Here is an 18,502-nt window from a genome sequence, read left to right on the forward strand (position 1 = left end):
TTAAAAAAATTGGAGGAAAATATATGAAACCTTGCATTGTATTGATGGGAGCACAGCATGTCGGAAAGACAACTCTTGGAAAAGGACTTGCTGAAAAACTGGGCGTTCCTTTTTATGACACGGACCAGATTGTAACAAAAACTTTTGGCAAGCACATTACCGTGTTTACATATGAGCGGGGAGCAAAGGACGGCTACAATTGGGCTGAAACTGAGGCCAGTAAAATCCTTGTTGAAAAACTGAGTGGAAGCAAGCCTATTTCGGCAGTCATTTCAACAGGAAGCTGGTTTTTCCAGGACGAAACGGGCATTGAGGAGCTCCGTAAAATCGGTTCCCTTTACTGGCTCGACGGCGACATCAATTTGGGTGCTCAGAGAATTGTCGAGGAAGCTACTACAGACGAAAGCAAAAAGAATCCCCACTTAATGACCTATGGCAAATTCTATAATTTGTATTCATATCACCTTGATGATAAAGTCGAAACTTTTGAGGATATTCGCCAGAGTTATCTCAGGGTTACGATTCCGTCTCTGAAAGAATTTGAAAAACTCGCAGATGTCATTGTCCGCCCTAAAGACGCCTCTGTTGAAGAAAATGTCCAGCTTCTTTATGACAGCATTGTCTGGGATGACAAAAGTGAGCGTACGGCAAGCTGAAAAATTAACTCAGAATTGAAAAAAGAGGAAAAGACATGAAAAAAACAAACATAATTAAACTTGGATTTTTGAGCGTAACTCTTGCGGTGACAGTGTTACTGGGCTCCTGCGCTAAAAAAAATGCCAAAAATCTTCCCGTCCTGAATCTGACCCTTCTTTTAAGCTCAAATTATTCGCCTATCCTTCACCTAAACGCAGAAGGCGGAATCGCTGAAGAGCATGGAGTCTATCCGGTTCTGGAATATACAACCGGACTGGAGTCTGTTTTGGCAGGAAAGAGTGACGGAAGGCTGAACGCCCTGCAGCAGTCAATAATCGCCGGTGGAAATGGCAGCGATATCGTCATATTTGCGGGAACCATGGGTGGTGGACTTTTGCTCTTTGCAAACAAAAGCGTCGCAGAAGAAGCAAAAAATCCGGCAACCTGGAAGGGAAAAACTATCGGTGTATTTGCAGGTGCTACAGACGAGTGTGTAATCCGTTCCTCTCTCAAAGAAAAATATGGAATCGGTTACGATGAAGTGACCTATAAGTATTTTGAAAATGATGAGGCAATAATTGCCGCCTGCAAGCATGGAGATGTAGATATAATTTCACCCTATTATGCTTTAAGAGAAGTTGCGGAAGCTTCAGGTCTTGTTCAGATTGGTGAGCTCGTTGACCTTTCACCGGATTTTGCCTGCTGCCGCCAGACAGCAAACGGAGCAAAATTGAGGGCTGACCGTGCGTCATTTGTAAATTGGACAAAAGGCCTGATTTATTCATGGAAATACTTCAACACCAACGAAAAGGGAACTGTCAAAGTAATAAAAAAAGTAACAAGTCAGGATGACCAGTGGGTTTATGAGCATATTTATGATCCGGACGGTACAGGCCACATTACCTTCATTCCGGATCCATACTATAACGGATGTGCTCCACAATATGACGTACTGCTGGAGCTTGGCTTCATTGAACGGGAAAATGCCCGTCCGTTCGCAGATTATTTTGACATCTCGATATATGCAGATGCCCTTAAGGCAGTCATTGCTGAAAATCCTGGGGATCAATTTTATAAGGACATGTGGACTTATTTTGTGAACCACAATAATACATATCCTGATTTTGAAAAACTGTATCCCAAAACACTTTAACCAATAGGACGGTAGATGGGATAAAGAAGAAAAAATACGACCGGCTGTATAAAAAACAGAGAGCTTTCCTTTATGCTCACAGGTTTTGTGGAATGAAGGAAAGCTTTTTTGTTTTAAAATCACGCAAACGATATAAGAAAATCTTATTTCTGATATAGAAAATATATATAAATAGCTAAAATCTTTAACTTTTATAGAAAATTTGTATTTCACACGATTCTTTTCTTTTTGTATAACATAGCGTGTCAGTAGGTTGAATTTGATAAATTCACTTTCTACACGAGGAGGTCAAAATGAAACCCTGCATTATTTTGATAGGCGCGCAGCATGTAGGCAAAACAACGCTTGGCAAGGCACTGGCCGAAAAACTTGGAGTTCCCTTCATTGACACTGATCAGGAAGTTTCAAGGATTTGCGGAATTCATATTACAAAGTTTTATTTTTATGGTGGTCAGGAAGGCTATAATTTTGCGGAAGCTGGAGTAGGCCGTCTTTTGGTCGAGCGGTTTAAAAATGAAAAGAAACTCTCCGCTGTAATTTCGACTGGCAGCGGATTTTCAGGAAATGAAGACGGTTACCGTGTCCTGAGCCAAATTGGTACGTTTTATTGGCTCGACGGCGATCTGGAGATTGGCGCAAAAAGAATAATTGAGGAAGCAACAGAAGGTGCGAAAGATGAAAGCAAAAAGAATCCTCTGCTGTTTTCCTATGGCAAATTCGCAAATTTATATGACTATGCCGTAAACGATAAGGTCGAGACGGAAGAAGACTTGCGTAAAAGCTATCTGAAAAGCGAACTTCCGACTTTAAAACGCTATGAGAAATTTGCAGACGTGATAGTGCGTCCAAAAGACGCTCCGGTTTCTGAAAATCTTGACTTGCTTTACAAGAGCATTATTTGGGATGAATCAAAGGAACGAAAGGTCGTTTAATAAAACTTAAAAGAGGAAAAACTATGAAAAAATCAAATTTTAAAAAAACTGCTTGTGTTGTATTAGCTTGTCTAAGCGCTCTCTTTTTGTCATGTAATGAAAAGAAGGTTGCCGGCAAATATTCATTGAGTGTCGGCGTCGATATGGGAGATCCCTATGTAAATCCCCTGATTCAGCTTGCTGATGAGGAAGGATATTTTAAGGAATATGGATTGAGCCTGAAATTCGACCGCTTTGACCGTTCCGCAGAATTCGAGGCCCTTCAGGTCGGAAAAACTGACACCCTGTACGTTGAAATCATTCCCGAACTGGCACAGGCCGCTCAAGGAGCTGATTTGACGCTTTTTGCAGGAACAATTACTGGCGGTGAAGCGATTCTTGCAAACAAAAAAGTTGCTGCAAAAGTTGACCTGACAAATACTGACAACTGGCGCGGGCTGACAATCGCAGACCGAATTTTCTCAACTGATGAATTTATTACAAAGGGATATTTTTTAAATAAGGGGTGGGAATTGGAAAAAGATGTTCACTGGAAGCTCTTTGACTCATGCGAAGCAATTATCGCCGCCACATTGAACGGAACGACAGATATTGCAATCGTAGATTCATTTTTTGTGGACAGCTGTATATCTCAGGGACTGGTTTACCTTTTTCCGCAGACAACTCTAAAGGAAGATTATGTTTGCTGTCGTCAGACCGCAAATGGACCAAAAATTCGTTCTGACAGAGACGCTTATATCGCCTACCTTAAGGGGCAGATCCGGGCATTTAAAGTCTACAAGACCGATGAAGAGAAGGCTATAAATGCAATCGTCCGCGCTTCACGTCAGGATTTTGATTTTGTCCGCGAATATATGTATGACAGTGAAGGAAGCCAGAACATGACATATAATCCGGATCCCAATTACAACGGAACCCTTGAAGTATTTACGACTATGCTGGGGCAGGGGTACCTTCAGGCAGATGAGGGAAAGTCATTAAGGAAGCTCGAGGAATTTTTTGATATCTCCTTATATGCTCAGGCATTAAAAGAAGTAATCAGCGAGTACCCGGATGAAAATTTTTATAAGGATATGTGGACATATTTTGAAGCGAATAATAATCAATACCCTGACTTTTCAACTAGATTTTCAATCTGATTATCTGCATCTTCATACGGAAAAAATAATTGACAAACTAATAAAATGAGGTACAAAAATGAGTAAAGGACTACAAAAAAGAGTTGAGATTCGTGAAAAACGACTGCAAACAATTCTGACCTATCATGGAGATGCAAAAGGTCTTGTGGAAGGCTCAGAAAAAAATGAACTTAAGATTGGCCGCTTTAATTTCAGTCAGTGTGGGAACTGTCAGCAGGGCTGTGCCATCATGCAGGTATATTCCGTATTGGATGCAGCTGTTGTATCCCATTCTCCAATTGGCTGCTATGCCGGAATTTCTGCAAACTATTTTACCAATACGAATGTTGCTCAGATGCGCGGAAACCGGGACTTCCATCATCATGGAATTTGTACAAATATTCAGGAATCGGACACAATTTATGGCGGCATAAACAAATTGCGCCATGCCGTCGATGAAGCATACAAACGATATAATCCAAAAGTCATCTATATTACAACTTCCTGTGCGTCAGGCATTATCGGAGATGACGTGCAGTCGCTTGCAGAGGAAATGACGGACGAATTGGGAATCCCTGTCTTTGCCGTTGAATGTGAAGGCTTTAAGTCTCGAATCTGGTCAACAGGTTTTGATGCTTCTTTTAATGCGGTTCTCAATGCTGCCGTAAAACCACCCAAAAAGAAGCAGGAAGACCTGGTCAATATTTTCAATTTTAACGGAATTGATTCATTTTCCCCGCTTTTAAAGACCATCGGGCTTCGTCCAAACTATTTGATTGAGACCCGTACCACAGAAGAACTTGCAGAAATGACCGAAGCTGCCTGTTCATCTTCAATTTGTGAGACCCTTGCTACATTCATGAGCGACAAGCTTGAAGAATTATACGGCGTTCCACAGGTAAAAGCCCCTTCTCCCTATGGCTTGCAGTGGACTGACCGCTGGCTTCGTGCTGTGGCAGCCCTTACAAACAGACACTCAATCGTTGAGGCTGCAATCAGGAGCGAGCATGAGCGAATTAAACCGGAACTGGATTCTCTAAGGGAATTCTTCAAGGGAAAAAAGGTCTATGTCTTTGCAGGCGATGCTTTTGCTCATAATCTTGCCAGTGTCGCTCACGATTTGGGACTTGAAGTTATCGGCATCACGACTTTTCACCACGATAAAAAATATGATAATCCGGAAGTAAACACAGCGAAATATCTCGTACAGGCCGTCGGAAACGTGCCCAATGTTTCGATTTGTAATAAACAGCCCTATCAGGTCGTCAAATTCCTCAAACAATTAAAACCGGATTTTCTGCTTGTTCGCCATCCGGGGCTTGCGGTTCTTGGCTTTAAGCTGGGAATTCCTGCAATCATGGAAAATGACTCGGATAAGGCCGTTGGATATGACGGAATCCTTGACCTGGGGCGACGCATCAAGCGTTCAATGCAGTCAAAAAAGCTGTATAAGAATTTTGCAAAGCATACAGTCCTTCCATATTCAGACTGGTGGATGAGTGAAGACACAGATCCATTCACCTTTGTAGAAAAATAATTAGGAGAAAAATTTATGAATGGAGAAATTTCACAACCAAGATTCACCTGTGCGCTTGGGGCACAAAATACAGTCCTTGCAATTCCAAGGGCAATCCCTGTCGTTCATTCAGGACCTGGATGTTCTGGAGTTGTTCATGAATTTGCGACTTCCGGCTATCAGGGGGAATGTTATGCAGGCGGAAACCAGGTTCCGTCCACAAATACTGACGAAAGCAACGTTGTTTTTGGCGGTGAAAAAAAATTGCGGAGCGAAGTTGAGGGCGCGCTCAAAGTAATGAAGGGAGATTTATTCGTTCTTCTTTCCGGTTGTACGGCGGGCATCATCGGTGACAACACTGCAAGCGTGGCAAAATCATTTGCAGAGCAGGGGCTTCCTGTTGTCGGTGCAGAGACTTCGGGATTTAAGGGCACAAGTTATGTTGGTCATGAAATTGTCGAAAAAGCAATAATCGATCAGTTCGTCGGTGACGTTCGCCCTGCCGTTGAAAAAGGTCTTGTGAATGTATTTGCAGACGTTCCGGCTCAAAATCCTTTCTGGCGTGGCGACCTTGCGGCATTAAAAGAATTGATTGAAAAACTGGGCCTTAAAGTAAACATTCTTTTTGGCACGAGCAGTGCCGGTGTCTCTGAATGGAAAAATATTCCGAACGCTGAATTCAATCTGCTTGTTTCCCCCTGGGTCGGGCTTGATGTCGTGGAGCATCTTAAAAAGAAATACGGCACTCCATACCTTCATTATCCGGTTCTGCCTGTGGGCGGTAATGAAAGCAGCCGTTTTTTGCGGGAAGTAGGAAAGTTTGCAGGACTAAAAAAAGAATTTGTTGAGTCAGTCATTGAGCGTGAGGAAAAAATTTTCTATGACTACTTTGTCGGCACGGCAGATTTCTTTGCGACGCTTCTAATTAACCTGCCCTATGAATTGTACGTGACTGGTGACAGCCTTTCTTCCATTGGAATCACAAAATTCCTCGAGGAAGAAGTCGGTTATGTTCCGAAAGGCGTTTTTGTGACTGACAATCCGAATCAGAAAAATGAAGGCTTTGTAAGGCGCGTTTTTGAGGCGGAATTCCCTGAACATAAAGATACGCTTGTATTTGAGCCCGATTCTGAAAAAATTAAATTCGCAATCGAACCTGAATTGAAGAAGTCTGGCCGTGCGGTTGTGTTCGGAAGTGACTGGGAAAGGGCATATACAAAGAAAACTGGAAATATTTTCCTGTATTCAAGTGCACCTATAAACCAGCAGCTAATCCTTTCTAAAACTTATGTTGGTTATCAGGGTGGACTTCGCCTCATGGAAGACATTTACAACACTATGTTTGAGGGAAAAACAATTACGGGCCAAACTTTCCAGGAAAAACTTGGTTCATAAGCTTCATTTTGTCAATTCTTTCAGGCTGCCTTCAAAAAGGGCAGCCTTTTTTTACATATCAAAAAAAACTATAGCCTTAATAAAAAATTTATATTTCACAAGATTTTGTAATTCCTATATAACATACCATGTTGGTAGGTTATAGCTTTCTTGCCGGCATTATAGGAGGGTTCATGACTGAATATATCGTTCCTTTTGATTCTGAAAAAACTGATGAAGTTGCGATTGAAATCAAAAATCTGGGGCTCGTATATGAATCTGAAAATTCAATTTACGAGGCTCTGAAAGACATCAATCTGGACATCAAAAAAGGAGAGTTTATCTGTATCGTAGGGCAGAGTGGCTGTGGAAAAAGCACCTTGCTTTCGGTTCTTGAGGGACTGAACAAGGCTACCAGCGGCACTGTCAAAATCAACGGCAGGAATATTTCTGGCCCCGGCGTGGAGAGAGCCGTGGTATTCCAGAATTATTCGCTTTTTCCATGGATGACTGCCCGGGAAAATGTTTCTTTCGCCGTCTATGAAACAAGGAAAAAGAAGGGCGAAAAAATTTCACACAAGGCAGCTGATGAAATCGCCGACGACTTCCTTAAAAAAGTCGAGCTCAACCGCTACGAGGACAAGCTTCCCGGTGAGCTTTCAGGCGGAATGCAGCAGCGTGTTGCAATCGCCAGGGCTATGGCCTGCAATCCGGAAATCCTTCTGATGGACGAACCCTTCGGAGCTTTGGATGCAAAAATCCGCGAGAATCTGCAGGCTCTGCTTCTTAAACTCTGGCGCGAGGATGAAAAGAAAAAGACGGTTGTATTCGTAACCCACGATTTGAACGAGGCAATCCTGCTGGCAGATAAAATCGTGTTCATGATGCCGCTCAGAATTCATTCAGTTATTGACGTGGACATTCCACGTCCAAGGGTCAGGGAAGCGGTGTATGAGAGCCCGGAATACAAAAGATTGAGCAAAAAACTCAATCATCTGTTCTATAACGAAGTCACGAGTTTTGTAAACGACAATGAGGTGGTAATATGAAAAAAAGAATCTTTAACCTTCCAAATTTACTTTTTCTGCTTATCCTTTTGTGTTTTCTTCTTCCGAGTAAATATGCTTCAGAAATGCGCTCAGGCCTAAAATCTCCCCTTGTTTTTGGAATTGTGCTTGTGCTCATTGAGCTGGGATTTCATCTGGGACTTACAAAAATCAAAAAACGCCAGTCTTCTCTTGACATCACGACTTTCGTCTTTATTTTCCTGCTGATTTGGGAATTCTGTGTGTCTCGCCTCAATCTTCTTCCATACATATTTATTCCTGCTCCGGAAAATGTCTTCTATGTCTTTCTTTCTGACTGGAAGGTGATTCTGACAGGCTTTGTAAATTCAATGATTTTGATTGTCATCGGTATGGTTTTGGCCGGAGCTTCCTCAACAATTCTGGGAACTCTCGTCGGCTGGAATGACAGGCTCACAAAGGCCATTTACCCAATTGCCAAGGCGATTTCCACGGTTCCGGCACTTATTTACACGCCTTACATTGTGCTTATCGTGCCCACTTTCCGCATGGCATCTCTCTGCGTAATTTTTCTCAGCAATTTCTGGGGCGGATTCATGGGCTCAATCAACAACACGGCTTTCGTTGAGCAGAAAATCATCAATGCCGCAAAGATTTTAAATCTTTCCACGCCCACGATTCTGTTCAAAATCATCATTCCATTCAACATGCCGCGTCTTATAAACGCACTTCCAATTCAGCTCGCTACGGCTCTCATGACGCTTACGGTGGCTGAAATGCTTGGTGCTGACAGCGGCATGGGCTACTATGTCCGATTCTCACTGAATTTTGCCAACTACACAAAGGCAATAGCAGGAATCATATTCATTGGACTTGTGGTTACGGTGTTGAATTCGCTCATTGATGTTACAAAAAAGCATTACATAAAGTGGAATTACTAAATTAGAAATTAAAAAAATAAAAATAGAAGAGGTACATTATGAAAAAACAGACAAAATTCATGATGGTTGGGACGGCTCTCGTCTTGGCGCTTGGCCTTTCTTCCTGCAATGGGAAAAAGGCTGCGGAAGAATATTATTCTTTCAACATCGCTGTAACGGCAAACAAAGTCGTCAATCCCCTGATTCAAATTGCCCAGGAAAAGGGCTATTTTGAAGCCTATCGTTTCAAGCCGAATTACACCACGCTTGAAATGATTGGAACTCCGGAAGCTCTTGTGGCCGGAAAGCTTGATGCGGCTTATCAGCAGGTTATTCCGCCAATCAGTTACGGGGCACAAGGTGCGGATATCACGATTTTTGCAGGAACCCTTTCCGGCGGAATGGAAGTCGTTGCCCGAAAAGATGAGGCAGAATTCCTTCGCGATCCAAAAAACTGGAAGGGAAAGACAATCGGAGTCATCCATCTTTCCACGGCAGAAATGATTTCAAAGGCTGCTCTGGGAAATGACTACGGCTACAAGGTCGGCGAGGACATAAACTACAGAATCATCGACGGCTATCCTGCAATTTCTTCGGCAGTTGCGAAAGGAACTCTTGATATCGGCCTTATTTCTTCTGAATATCTGGAGGCGGCCTGCTCAATCGGTCTTGAGCATGTCTTCCATCTTACTCACCTTCAGAAAGATTATGTCTGCTGCCGTCAGTACGCTTATGGACCGTCATTCTCAAAAAACAAGGATGCATACAAGGCTTACCTCAAAGGTCAGATTCGTGCCTACAAGGATTATATTACGAATCCTGAAGAATCTGTAAAAAGCCTTGCCCGGCTCACAGGCGAGAATGTTGACTATATTACCCGCTACATCTACGAAAAGGAGACAAATGGCGACCGCTCATACAATCCTGATCCCAATTACAACGGCGTGCTTTCTATTTACGAGATTCTTGCCAACTGGAACTACATTGAGACCAATGCCAAGCTGGAGGAATTCTTTGACATCGACCTTTATGCAAGTGCACTGAAAGAGATAATCCAGGAATTTCCGGAAGACAATTTCTATCGGGACATGTGGACCTATTTCCTTGAAAACGACAACAAATTCCCTGGCTTTGATTACAAAGAAATCTAGCCTGATTCAAATAAAACTGGAGGTACTAAAATGGCAATTGATATTGTAAAGTCAGAAGTCGAAACAAGAGACAATCGTCTCGGTGCGGTGCTTGCTTTTCACGGAAGAGCCAGCACATTGCAAAAAGATTCGAGCAAACGGGCCGTAAAGGATGACGAGCGAATCTACTCTCAGTGCAGCGACTGTTCACAGGGCTGTGCGGAAGTCCTTTCCTACATGATTCGTGATGCGGCAATCGTCGTTCATTCACCTTTGGGCTGTCTTTCGCCTGTTTCAATCTACGAGCGCGTTGAAGCTTCAAGCAAAGTTCGTGGAATCGAAGCACCGAAAATTCAGGTCATTTCCACCAACATCGGAATCGATTCAACTGTCTACGGCGGAGTCAAAATCCTGAAAGCGGCAGTTCGTGAAGCTTATGACCGCTTCCATCCCAAGGCGATTCTGATTCACTCTTCCTGTGCAGCAGGAATTATCGGTGATGACATTGAAAGCGTCGTTGACGAGGCGGAAAGCGAGCTTGGAATCCCGATTGTGCCGATTTACTGCGAAGGCTTCAAATCAAAGACCTGGACGAGCGGCTTCGATGCTGTTTTCCATGGAATCTTGCGCAAAATCGTAAAGAAACCGACCAAAAAACAGGAAGATCTGGTCAACATCATAAACTTTGCGGGGCAGGACGCTTACACGGCTTTGTTCAAGAGAATCAATCTTCGTCCGAACCTTATTGTTCCGAACTCCAGCGTAGACCAGCTTGCAATAATGTCTGAGGCTGCCTGCACAATTTCAATCTGTGAGTCACTGGGAACTTATGGAGCGGCGGCCCTTGAGCAGAATTACGGCGTTCCCCAGCTCAAAGTTTCTTCACCTTATGGAATTGAATGGACTGACCGCTGGTTCCGCGAGCTTGCAAAACTTACAAACCGCACTGAACTTGCAGAAAAACTTATAAAAGAAGAAAACGAGAGAATCAAGCCGATTATCGAAGGTTACAGAAAAATCCTTAAGGGAAAAAGAGCCTACGTTTATTCAGGAGATTCTTTCGCCCACTATCTTACAAACATGGTCCGCGAATACGGAATGGAAGTCGTTGGTGTTACGACACTTCACCACGACCAGACCACGGACACAAAAAATCCGTCCCTGGACACTCTTGGTGAAATGATAAAATACACGGGCGATGTCGAGCGTTTCTCGGTCTGTAACAAACAGCCTTTCATCATGTACAAAATCTTTAGCGAACTCAAGCCGGATATCCTGATTACACGGCACGACTCAATCGCCACAATCGGAACAAAACTCGGAATCCCTTCAATCCGCGCAAACGACATCAACGTTTTGAGCTGCTACGACGGTTCTGTAAATCTGGGAGCAAGAATCATCGACGCCTTGAACTCAAATAAATTCTTCAAGACGATTTCGGAGCATGTGAAGTTCCCTTACAGTTCATGGTGGATTAACCAGAAAGACCCATTCTATTTTGACAAAAAGGCGGAAACAAAATGAGCAAATTGATTGAACAACCAAGATTTTCATGTGCCCTTGCGGCCCAGACTACAGTCCTTGCAATCCCGAGAGCATTGCCAATCGTTCACGCGGGTCCGGGCTGTGCTTCAAAAACATTTCTGACTCTTTCCCAGTGTGCGGGAAATCAGGGAGAAGGCTTTGGCGGCGGCGGACAGATTTCAAGCACCAATACAGGCACTAAGGAAGTCGTTTTTGGCGGAGAAAACAAGCTTCGCACTCTTACGGAAAATGCTTTCAAGGTTCTGGATGCGGATTTATTTGTCCTTCTTTCGGGCTGTACTTCGGGAATCATCGGCGACGACATCGTTTCAATTGCAAATGAATTCCGCGAGGAAGGAAGGCCTGTCGTGGGTGCGGAAACTTCCGGCTTTACCGGCAACAACTATCAGGGACACGAGCTTGTGGTCAATTCGATTATCGAGCAGTTCGTTGGAAACGTGACTCCAAAAGTTCAGAAAGGACTGGTGAATGTCTTTTCTGTCGTTCCAAATCAGGATCCTTTCTGGCGGGGAGACCTTGAGGAAATCAAGCGGATTCTGACTTCAATCGGCCTTAAGGTGAACATTCTCTTCGGATATGAAAGTGCAGGCATCTTTGAGTGGCAGAACATCCCCAACGCAGAATTCAACATCCTCCTTTCACCATGGATAGGACTCAAAACCGTGGAGCTCTTGAAGAAAAAATACGGAACGCCTTTTTTCCACTTCCCGTATCTTCCTGTGGGCGGAAAAGCGACAAGTCTCTTCCTCAAAAAACTTACGGCCTTCGCAAACCTTGACCTTGAAAAAGTTACGGCCGTAATCAAAAAGGAAGAAGAAAAATTCTACAGCTACATCGTGGGCCTTGCTGACTTCATGTCGGATTTCAGGAGCAATATCCCGAACGATTTGTATCTCGTTGCTGATTCTGAATATGCAATCGGCGTTTCGGATTATCTTGTGAACGAGCTTGGACTTCAGCCAAAAGGAATTTTCATCACTGACGTGCCGCCAACAGACACAATAAAGGAAAAAATTCTTGAGACAATCGAAACTCTGGGCAAAGAAATCAGGGAAGTGGTTTATTTTGAAAGTGACGGCGGAAAAATCCAGCAGAAACTTTTCGAACTGATTGGCACTTCAAAAAGAGCCGTGATTTTCGGAAGCACCTGGGAAAAAATCGTTGCCCAGAAGAACAACAATATGCTGATTCACCTGAGCATGCCGATTGTGGACGACGTAATTCTGAACAAAACTTTCACAGGTTACACGGGCGGCTTAAAACTCACCGAAGAAATTTATTCGGGCATCTTCAAGCACGGAACAATCGACAAGAACGTTCAGGTTCTCTAAAGAAGCACAACGGAGGATTTATGGCATACAAAATTGCAATCGGAACTTCTGACAAAAAGAACGTAAACCTTCACTTCGGTGAAATTGAATCAGTTTCAGTTTACGAGGTGAACGAGAGCGACGGAAGCTATTCTTTTCTGGAAGAGCGGAAAATCACCCGCGACCCCGAAAAGGAGGAATGTGAAAGCGGCTGCTCCTGCGGAAGTAACTTTGCGGTAAAAGTCGGCCAGACTGTAAGCGACTGCACCTATTTCCTTGTTGCTAAAATCGGACCCAAGCCCCACCGCCTGCTTCAGGAAAACAAGGTTAACTGTCTCGAAGCCCCCTTTGAGATAGAAGAAGCCGTTTCAAAACTGAACGACTATTATATCTCACACAAAAAAAGGGAAAGCCACATTTTTTAGCCTTATTTAACTATTGACTTAGTAGGTAATAATTTATATATTATACCTAGTTAGTTAATAGGTTATAAGAGGTAAAAATGCAGAATTTAAAAAACGTTCTTTATCGTGCTTTTCCTGCGCTGGGAGTGCTTTTTGCGCTTCTGGTGCAAACAATTTTCCCCGACAGTCCTCTTCATCCGGCGGCGGGCAGGCATTATTACAACTTTCTTCTATATATATTGCTTTCAGTCACGCTTGCCTTTTTTGCTTTGTCTTTCTGTATTGCGAAAATACGTGAAGCTCTGGTGGAGAAGGGGGCTTTCTTTTTTGGGGCTGGAGTTTTGCTTTCTGCATTGAATCTCGTGACCGCAAAACTTGCCCTGCTTCCTGTGATTTTCTTTCCAACTTTTGACAATATTCTTGCGGTTTTTGTGGAGCAGACAGGGCTTTTACTGAAATGTATCGGATTTTCGTTCAGGCTTTTGATTCTGGGAGTAATCTGGGGCACGATTGCGGGATTTATCACCGGTGTGTGCCTGGGCTTTTCAAAAAAAGTCTATTACTGGATTAACCCCTACATCAAACTGATTGGTCCGATTCCGGCTACGGCATGGATTCCACTTGTTTTGACGACTTTCCCGACTCCCCTGGGGGCAAGCATTTTTATCATCGCCCTTGCAGTCTGGTTCCCGGTTCAGCTTATGACAAGCTCAGGAATCCAGAACACCAGCAAGGTCTACTTTGAAGTCGGCCGCACGCTGGGAGCCGGAACTTTCTTCCAGATTTTCAGGATTGCAGTCCCTGCAGCCCTGCCAAACATCTTTCAAGGCGTTTTCAACGGAATCTGTGCCGCCTTCATCGCGCTTATGACAGCAGAAATGTTCGGTGCCAAATACGGAATCGGCTGGTACATCAGCTACCAGAAGGCCATGATGCTCTACTCAGGAGTCTACGCAGGCCTCATCATGATAGCCGTCTTCTGTACCGTAATCATCACCGCCCTCTTCAAAGTCCGCCAACGAGTCCTAGGCTGGCAGAAAGGGCTGATTAAGTGGTAGCGAACGGCACTGCGAAGCAGGGCAAAAACTCACGAGGTGAGTTTTTAGAGAGTCTCGTTCGAAGCTATGCTTCGAGCGCGGTAGGGAGCGACGGCGAAGCCGTCAAAACTTGTTTCACAAGTTTTGAGCGAGTCTCGGCGAAAGCTATGCTTGAGCCGCGGGAGGGAACCGTCACGAAAATTACTTTTGAATTGACAAAATATCTTCCCAAATCAGTTCTGGAGTGATTCTTGCTTCTTCCAGAGCCTTTTGAGCCGGAATCCCGTCGTAGAATTTCTTTTCAAAGCCGTAATTCAGGACTTTGACATTCTTGCGGCCGAGATACGATGCGATTTTCTGACCGAATCCACCCTCAACAATTCCGTCTTCGAGAGTTACAAATACATCGTGATTTTTGCAAAGCTGGTCCAAAAGCTTTGTGTCCACGCCCGAAGCGAATCTTGGGTTTACCAGAGTGACTTTTTTGCCCAGCTTTTCTGAGGCATAGTCACTGGCTTTCTTTCCGATGCTGAAAAAGTCTCCCAAAGCAAGGATTGCAAGCCTTTCGCCTTTTTCACAAGTCTGATACTTGATCTTTCCGAAGTCCTTTTCGACAGGATATTGGGCCTTGTTCACTCCGTCGCATGGAACTGCAATGATAACCGGCCTTTCCTTCTGTTCAAGGCTCCATTCAAGCATGGCAAGATATTCTTCCTTGTTTGTCGGGCAGAGATATGTCAGGCCCGGAATGTTTGCGAAAATGCCAATCGCCGAAATTCCGATGTGGGTTGCGTCTCCCATTCCAAAAATCGAAGTCGAATGAAGCTGAATTGTCACCGCGCTCTTGTTGAGGCTCACATCCTGTGTAACCTGATCGTAAATTCTCTGGGCAAATGTCGCGTTCGTAACAAAGACTGGTTTTCCGCCGTTTTTGGCAATTCCCGAGCACATTGCAGTTGCCTGCTCTTCGGCAATTCCAACATCGACATAATTATCGCCCATTTTTTCGCGGACATCCTGTGTAAGTCCAACAGCTCCAGGAACAGCCGCCGTCACGACAACGACCTTATTATCCTTCTTGATTTTTTCGAGCATGTAGTCAGCGAAAATTGAATTGTAAGATTCGCCACTTCCCTTGAATTTTCTTTCGCCTGTCTCGCGGTCAAAAGGGGCTGCCCAGTGCCAGTTTTCCTTGTTTTTTTCTGCGAGAGGATAGCCCTTGCCCTTTAAAGTGTGGATGTGAAGGACTGTCGGGTGGTCGATGTCCTTGATTTCCTTGAATGCCTTGATGAGGCTTGCAATATCGTTGCCCTCTTCAAGATAGCGGTAATCAAGTCCCATTGCCCTGAAAAGGTTTGTCTGGCACTTTCCGCCGCTTGCACGGAGTTCTGCAAGATTTTTGTAGAGGCCGCCGTGGTTTTCTGCAATAGACTGCTCGTTGTCGTTAACTATGATGATGAGGTTTGACTTCATCTCACCTGCATAATCCAGTCCCTCAAGAGCCTCTCCGCCGCTCAAGGAACCGTCACCGATTACCGCAATCACGTTTCCCTTGCCGCCAGCCAGATCACGCCCCTTTGCAAGACCTGTCGCAAGGCTGATCGAAGTTGATGTGTGGCCGATGTAGAACATGTCGTGCTCTGACTCGACCGGGTTGGTAAAGCCGCATACATCACGGAAGTGTTCGTCATCAGTGTAAGCCTGAGCGCGCCCCGTGAGCATTTTGTGGGTATAGGTCTGGTGGGCAACGTCAAAAACAATCTGGTCTTTCGGTGAGTCAAAAACATAGTGAAGGGCAATGGTCATTTCAACCATGCCGAAATTCGGGCCAAAGTGACCGCCGATTTTTGTAAGCCTGTTAAAAAGTGCCTCGCGGACTTCTGCTGAAAGCTTATTCATTTCCTCAAGGGAAAGCTTTTTTAAGTCCGCAGGGCTTTTAATATTGTTCAAAAGTTTGTAATTCATGTTTTCTCCTAAAAAATAGTGTAGGGGACATGCCCCTTAAAATCAGTCAAGTGAGCCGAGATATTTTGGAATGTCTTTTTCTGCGTGGGCGACAGCTTCTTCAAGACACATTCCGTAAAATTCAGCCGTACCAAAGCATCGGCCGGATTTTTTATCATCGACAAATGCTCCCACAACAATTCCGCGGCTTGCTCCGGTAATAAAAGCCCAGCGACCTTTTACGTCAACCATCTTACTAAACCTCCGTTCTTTTCTGAATCTTAGCATATCCCTCACTAATTTACTTGTTTTTTTTTGCTTATTTCTTGTCATATTTTGTTCTCATGAAAAATTTAACTTGACAAGGTTCTTAAAAACTAATAACCTACTAGGAAGATAGGTAAAAATAAAGGGGCTTCAATGGCAGGCGAAATTAATATCAGTAAAGTCACAAAAATCTTCTCGGACGGAAGTTCTCAGGTCACGGCTTTGAACGGCGTGGATTTTACGATTCCGGCGGGCTCTTTTGTCTCGCTGATCGGACCTTCGGGCTGCGGAAAGACCACTCTTCTCCGCTGTATCGCAGGGCTTGAAAGTCCCACGGCAGGCCAGGTTAGCGTAGACGGCACAAAAATCACAAAACCGGGTAGCGACCGGGGCTTTGCCTTTCAGCAGGCCAATCTCTTTCCCTGGCTTACAATCCGGGACAACGTGGCATTCGGCCTTAGGGCCCGCCATATCTACAAAAACCGCAAGGCTGATGTCGATGAGTTCATAAATCTTGTCGGACTCAAGGGCTTTGAAAAGTCCTATCCCCACCAGCTTTCGGGCGGCATGAACCAGAGGGCCTCTCTTGCGAGGGCACTCGTCGGTCATCCCAAGATTCTCCTTCTTGACGAGCCCCTTGGCGCCCTCGATGCCTTTACCCGAATGACCATGCAGGACGAAATCTTGCGGCTAAAAAAAGAGCACGACACCACGATGGTGATGGTCACGCACGATGTCGATGAGGCGGTTTATCTGAGCGACTATGTTGTGATTATGTCGGCCCGTCCAAGCAAAGTCGAAAAAATCATAAAGATTGAGCTTGGTCATCCGCGTGCCCGTGGCCAGGACGTCTTCTTGAAGTACCGCACTCAGATTCTGGAAATTCTGGACTATGCGGGCAAAGTTCAAGAGGTGGAATACACGATTTAGGGGCTTCCCCGCCTGCCCTTCGACTACGCTCAGGGAACAGGCGGGGCGGGCTGCTCCAGGTTCCGCTTGCGCTTCATTCCGCCGCTCCCTGCGGTCGCTCTGGAACGCTTCGCGCCTTACGCATCCCTAAGCCATGAAATAAAAAATACAATATTTTGGAGGTAAAAATGAAAAAATCACTTTTAATGGGAATGGCACTTGTGTCTTTCCTCTCATTCACCGCCTGCAACAAAAAACAGGCTGCTTCTTCGGATTCTGCCCAGAAGGTTGTCCGCATCAACTTCCAGACAGGAACTCTTTGTGCCGCTCCGGTTCACGTCGCAATGAAAATGGGGCTTTTTGAAGAGGAACTTGCCGCAATCGGACAGAAAGCTGAGTATGTTCAGGTTGTTGAGGGTGGAGCCACACTGGCCGAAATGATTGCTTCTGGCAAAGTCGATGCGGGTTATGGCTTGTACGCAACCCAAATGCAGGCAATCGAAAACGGTCTTCCGATTGCCTACACTTCTGGAATCCATGTAGGCTGTACAAAATATTATGTCCGCTCTGACTCAGACATTTATTCAGCAAAAGACCTTCGCGGAAAGAAAATCGGAGTTCCGGGACTGGCTGATTCAAGCGTAATGAACCTCAAGCGAAAGCTCATGGACGAGGGAATCGGAGTTACGGCTGAAAATAACGAAGTCGAATTCCTGGCCTATGCTTCAGCTGACCTTGCAATCGCATTGAACAACGGTGCCGTCGATGTAATCGGAGCCCATGACCCGGTCGCAACAAAAGGCGAGCGTGCCTACAACTTCCGCAAAATCCTCGACACTGGAATAGATGAAAAATTCGTAAACGAATATTGCTGCCAGCAGTTCGTAACCCACAAGCTGCTCCGCGAAAATCCTGAGGGAGCCGCTGCCGTAACAAGGGCCCTGCAGAAAGCCAGTGCTTTCGTTGAAGCCGAGCCAAGACTTGCCGCCCAGCTGCAGATTGAAAACAACCTCGTGGCAGGTGATTTGGACTTCAACGCTGAGCTTCTTGAGGAATTGAACTTCATCCCAAGCCGCTCTCTGGGTAAAAAAACATTCGACAAGGCTGCCCGCCAGCTTCAGGAGGCCGGAATCTTAAAAAAGACGACCGACATCGAAAAATACATAGCCCAGAGCTACATCGAGCTTTTCGGAGTTCCGGACGGCTACTCTTACGACAAGGCGACAAAAACTTACAGGGAAATCAACGGTGAAAGAAAAGATTTCACTTCGCTGTAAATTAA

Annotated in this window: 17 protein-coding genes; 15 read left to right on the forward strand and 2 right to left on the reverse strand. The window is 44.8% G+C overall.

Going from position 1 to position 18,502, the window contains the following annotated elements; genetic code table 11:
* Positions 1-23: 23 nt before the first annotated feature.
* From HNP76_RS06760 to HNP76_RS06820, 13 genes are all read left to right on the forward strand, one after another.
* Entirely contained in the window at positions 24-656 is a 633-nt protein-coding gene (locus HNP76_RS06760; RefSeq protein ID WP_184658820.1) for a shikimate kinase, read from the forward strand.
* 35 nt (positions 657-691) lie between these two features.
* Complete coding sequence (locus tag HNP76_RS06765; RefSeq protein WP_184658822.1) at positions 692-1,789, forward strand: ABC transporter substrate-binding protein; 1,098 nt, start codon at positions 692-694, stop codon at positions 1,787-1,789.
* Positions 1,790-2,082: 293 nt separating this feature from the next.
* A complete protein-coding gene (locus HNP76_RS06770) occupies positions 2,083-2,721 on the forward strand; it encodes a shikimate kinase (RefSeq protein ID WP_184658824.1) in 639 nt (212 codons plus the stop codon).
* A gap of 23 nt (positions 2,722-2,744) precedes the next feature.
* A complete protein-coding gene (locus HNP76_RS06775; RefSeq protein ID WP_184658826.1) occupies positions 2,745-3,860 on the forward strand; it encodes an ABC transporter substrate-binding protein in 1,116 nt (371 codons plus the stop codon).
* 58 nt (positions 3,861-3,918) lie between these two features.
* Positions 3,919-5,376, forward strand: coding sequence for a nitrogenase component 1 (locus HNP76_RS06780; protein WP_184658828.1), 1,458 nt, complete (start codon positions 3,919-3,921; stop codon positions 5,374-5,376).
* 15 nt (positions 5,377-5,391) lie between these two features.
* Positions 5,392-6,750, forward strand: a complete 1,359-nt coding sequence (locus HNP76_RS06785; protein ID WP_184658830.1) for a nitrogenase component 1 — start codon at positions 5,392-5,394, stop codon at positions 6,748-6,750.
* A gap of 173 nt (positions 6,751-6,923) precedes the next feature.
* Positions 6,924-7,778, forward strand: coding sequence for an ABC transporter ATP-binding protein (locus HNP76_RS06790; RefSeq protein ID WP_184658832.1), 855 nt, complete (start codon positions 6,924-6,926; stop codon positions 7,776-7,778).
* Positions 7,775-8,695 carry an ABC transporter permease gene (locus tag HNP76_RS06795; protein ID WP_184658834.1) on the forward strand — a complete coding sequence of 307 codons (921 nt, stop codon included), beginning with the start codon at positions 7,775-7,777 and terminating at the stop codon, positions 8,693-8,695. Before HNP76_RS06790 ends, HNP76_RS06795 begins: the two co-directional genes overlap by 4 nt.
* 38 nt (positions 8,696-8,733) lie before the next feature.
* Positions 8,734-9,825 (forward strand): ABC transporter substrate-binding protein, encoded by a 1,092-nt coding sequence (locus HNP76_RS06800; RefSeq protein WP_184658836.1) that lies wholly within the window; start codon positions 8,734-8,736, stop codon positions 9,823-9,825.
* 30 nt (positions 9,826-9,855) lie between these two features.
* On the forward strand, positions 9,856-11,328 hold the full coding sequence (locus HNP76_RS06805) for a nitrogenase component 1 (RefSeq protein ID WP_184658838.1): 1,473 nt from the start codon (positions 9,856-9,858) through the stop codon (positions 11,326-11,328).
* On the forward strand, positions 11,325-12,680 hold the full coding sequence (locus tag HNP76_RS06810; protein ID WP_184658840.1) for a nitrogenase component 1: 1,356 nt from the start codon (positions 11,325-11,327) through the stop codon (positions 12,678-12,680). The genes HNP76_RS06805 and HNP76_RS06810 overlap by 4 nt, the downstream gene beginning before the upstream one ends.
* A 20-nt stretch (positions 12,681-12,700) precedes the next feature.
* Positions 12,701-13,084, forward strand: a complete 384-nt coding sequence (locus HNP76_RS06815) for a NifB/NifX family molybdenum-iron cluster-binding protein (protein ID WP_184658842.1) — start codon at positions 12,701-12,703, stop codon at positions 13,082-13,084.
* A 77-nt stretch (positions 13,085-13,161) separates the two neighbouring features.
* Positions 13,162-14,121 carry an ABC transporter permease gene (locus tag HNP76_RS06820; RefSeq protein WP_184658845.1) on the forward strand — a complete coding sequence of 320 codons (960 nt, stop codon included), beginning with the start codon at positions 13,162-13,164 and terminating at the stop codon, positions 14,119-14,121.
* A 180-nt stretch (positions 14,122-14,301) separates the two neighbouring features.
* Here the strand turns inward: HNP76_RS06820 and HNP76_RS06825 are convergent, their stop codons facing one another.
* On the reverse strand, positions 14,302-16,065 hold the full coding sequence (locus HNP76_RS06825; RefSeq protein WP_184658847.1) for a 1-deoxy-D-xylulose-5-phosphate synthase: 1,764 nt from the start codon (positions 16,063-16,065) through the stop codon (positions 14,302-14,304).
* Positions 16,066-16,107: 42 nt separating this feature from the next.
* On the reverse strand, positions 16,108-16,296 hold the full coding sequence (locus HNP76_RS06830) for a hypothetical protein (RefSeq protein WP_206173053.1): 189 nt from the start codon (positions 16,294-16,296) through the stop codon (positions 16,108-16,110).
* A 168-nt stretch (positions 16,297-16,464) separates the two neighbouring features.
* On the opposite strand from HNP76_RS06830, the gene HNP76_RS06835 reads away from it, so the two are divergent.
* Together HNP76_RS06835 and HNP76_RS06840 are read left to right on the forward strand one after the other, a co-directional pair.
* Positions 16,465-17,241: an ABC transporter ATP-binding protein gene (locus HNP76_RS06835; RefSeq protein ID WP_184658850.1), complete on the forward strand. Its 777-nt coding sequence runs from the start codon at positions 16,465-16,467 to the stop codon at positions 17,239-17,241.
* Positions 17,242-17,408: 167 nt separating this feature from the next.
* Positions 17,409-18,497 carry an ABC transporter substrate-binding protein gene (locus tag HNP76_RS06840; protein ID WP_184658852.1) on the forward strand — a complete coding sequence of 363 codons (1,089 nt, stop codon included), beginning with the start codon at positions 17,409-17,411 and terminating at the stop codon, positions 18,495-18,497.
* The last annotated feature ends 5 nt before the right edge of the window (positions 18,498-18,502 follow it).

The organism is Treponema ruminis (assembly GCF_014201975.1).
GTDB classification, from domain to species: domain Bacteria; phylum Spirochaetota; class Spirochaetia; order Treponematales; family Treponemataceae; genus Treponema_D; species Treponema_D ruminis.

Coding starts and splice junctions, on each gene's coding strand:
- HNP76_RS06770 (WP_184658824.1), top strand. CDS start 2,083: ATGAAACCCTGCATTATTTTGATAGGCGCGCAGCATGTAGGCAAAACA.
- HNP76_RS06765 (WP_184658822.1), top strand. CDS start 692: ATGAAAAAAACAAACATAATTAAACTTGGATTTTTGAGCGTAACTCTT.
- HNP76_RS06825 (WP_184658847.1), bottom strand. CDS start 16,065: ATGAATTACAAACTTTTGAACAATATTAAAAGCCCTGCGGACTTAAAA.
- HNP76_RS06780 (WP_184658828.1), top strand. CDS start 3,919: ATGAGTAAAGGACTACAAAAAAGAGTTGAGATTCGTGAAAAACGACTG.
- HNP76_RS06835 (WP_184658850.1), top strand. CDS start 16,465: ATGGCAGGCGAAATTAATATCAGTAAAGTCACAAAAATCTTCTCGGAC.
- HNP76_RS06795 (WP_184658834.1), top strand. CDS start 7,775: ATGAAAAAAAGAATCTTTAACCTTCCAAATTTACTTTTTCTGCTTATC.
- HNP76_RS06800 (WP_184658836.1), top strand. CDS start 8,734: ATGAAAAAACAGACAAAATTCATGATGGTTGGGACGGCTCTCGTCTTG.
- HNP76_RS06790 (WP_184658832.1), top strand. CDS start 6,924: ATGACTGAATATATCGTTCCTTTTGATTCTGAAAAAACTGATGAAGTT.
- HNP76_RS06775 (WP_184658826.1), top strand. CDS start 2,745: ATGAAAAAATCAAATTTTAAAAAAACTGCTTGTGTTGTATTAGCTTGT.
- HNP76_RS06785 (WP_184658830.1), top strand. CDS start 5,392: ATGAATGGAGAAATTTCACAACCAAGATTCACCTGTGCGCTTGGGGCA.
- HNP76_RS06805 (WP_184658838.1), top strand. CDS start 9,856: ATGGCAATTGATATTGTAAAGTCAGAAGTCGAAACAAGAGACAATCGT.
- HNP76_RS06820 (WP_184658845.1), top strand. CDS start 13,162: ATGCAGAATTTAAAAAACGTTCTTTATCGTGCTTTTCCTGCGCTGGGA.
- HNP76_RS06840 (WP_184658852.1), top strand. CDS start 17,409: ATGAAAAAATCACTTTTAATGGGAATGGCACTTGTGTCTTTCCTCTCA.
- HNP76_RS06760 (WP_184658820.1), top strand. CDS start 24: ATGAAACCTTGCATTGTATTGATGGGAGCACAGCATGTCGGAAAGACA.
- HNP76_RS06830 (WP_206173053.1), bottom strand. CDS start 16,296: ATGGTTGACGTAAAAGGTCGCTGGGCTTTTATTACCGGAGCAAGCCGC.
- HNP76_RS06810 (WP_184658840.1), top strand. CDS start 11,325: ATGAGCAAATTGATTGAACAACCAAGATTTTCATGTGCCCTTGCGGCC.
- HNP76_RS06815 (WP_184658842.1), top strand. CDS start 12,701: ATGGCATACAAAATTGCAATCGGAACTTCTGACAAAAAGAACGTAAAC.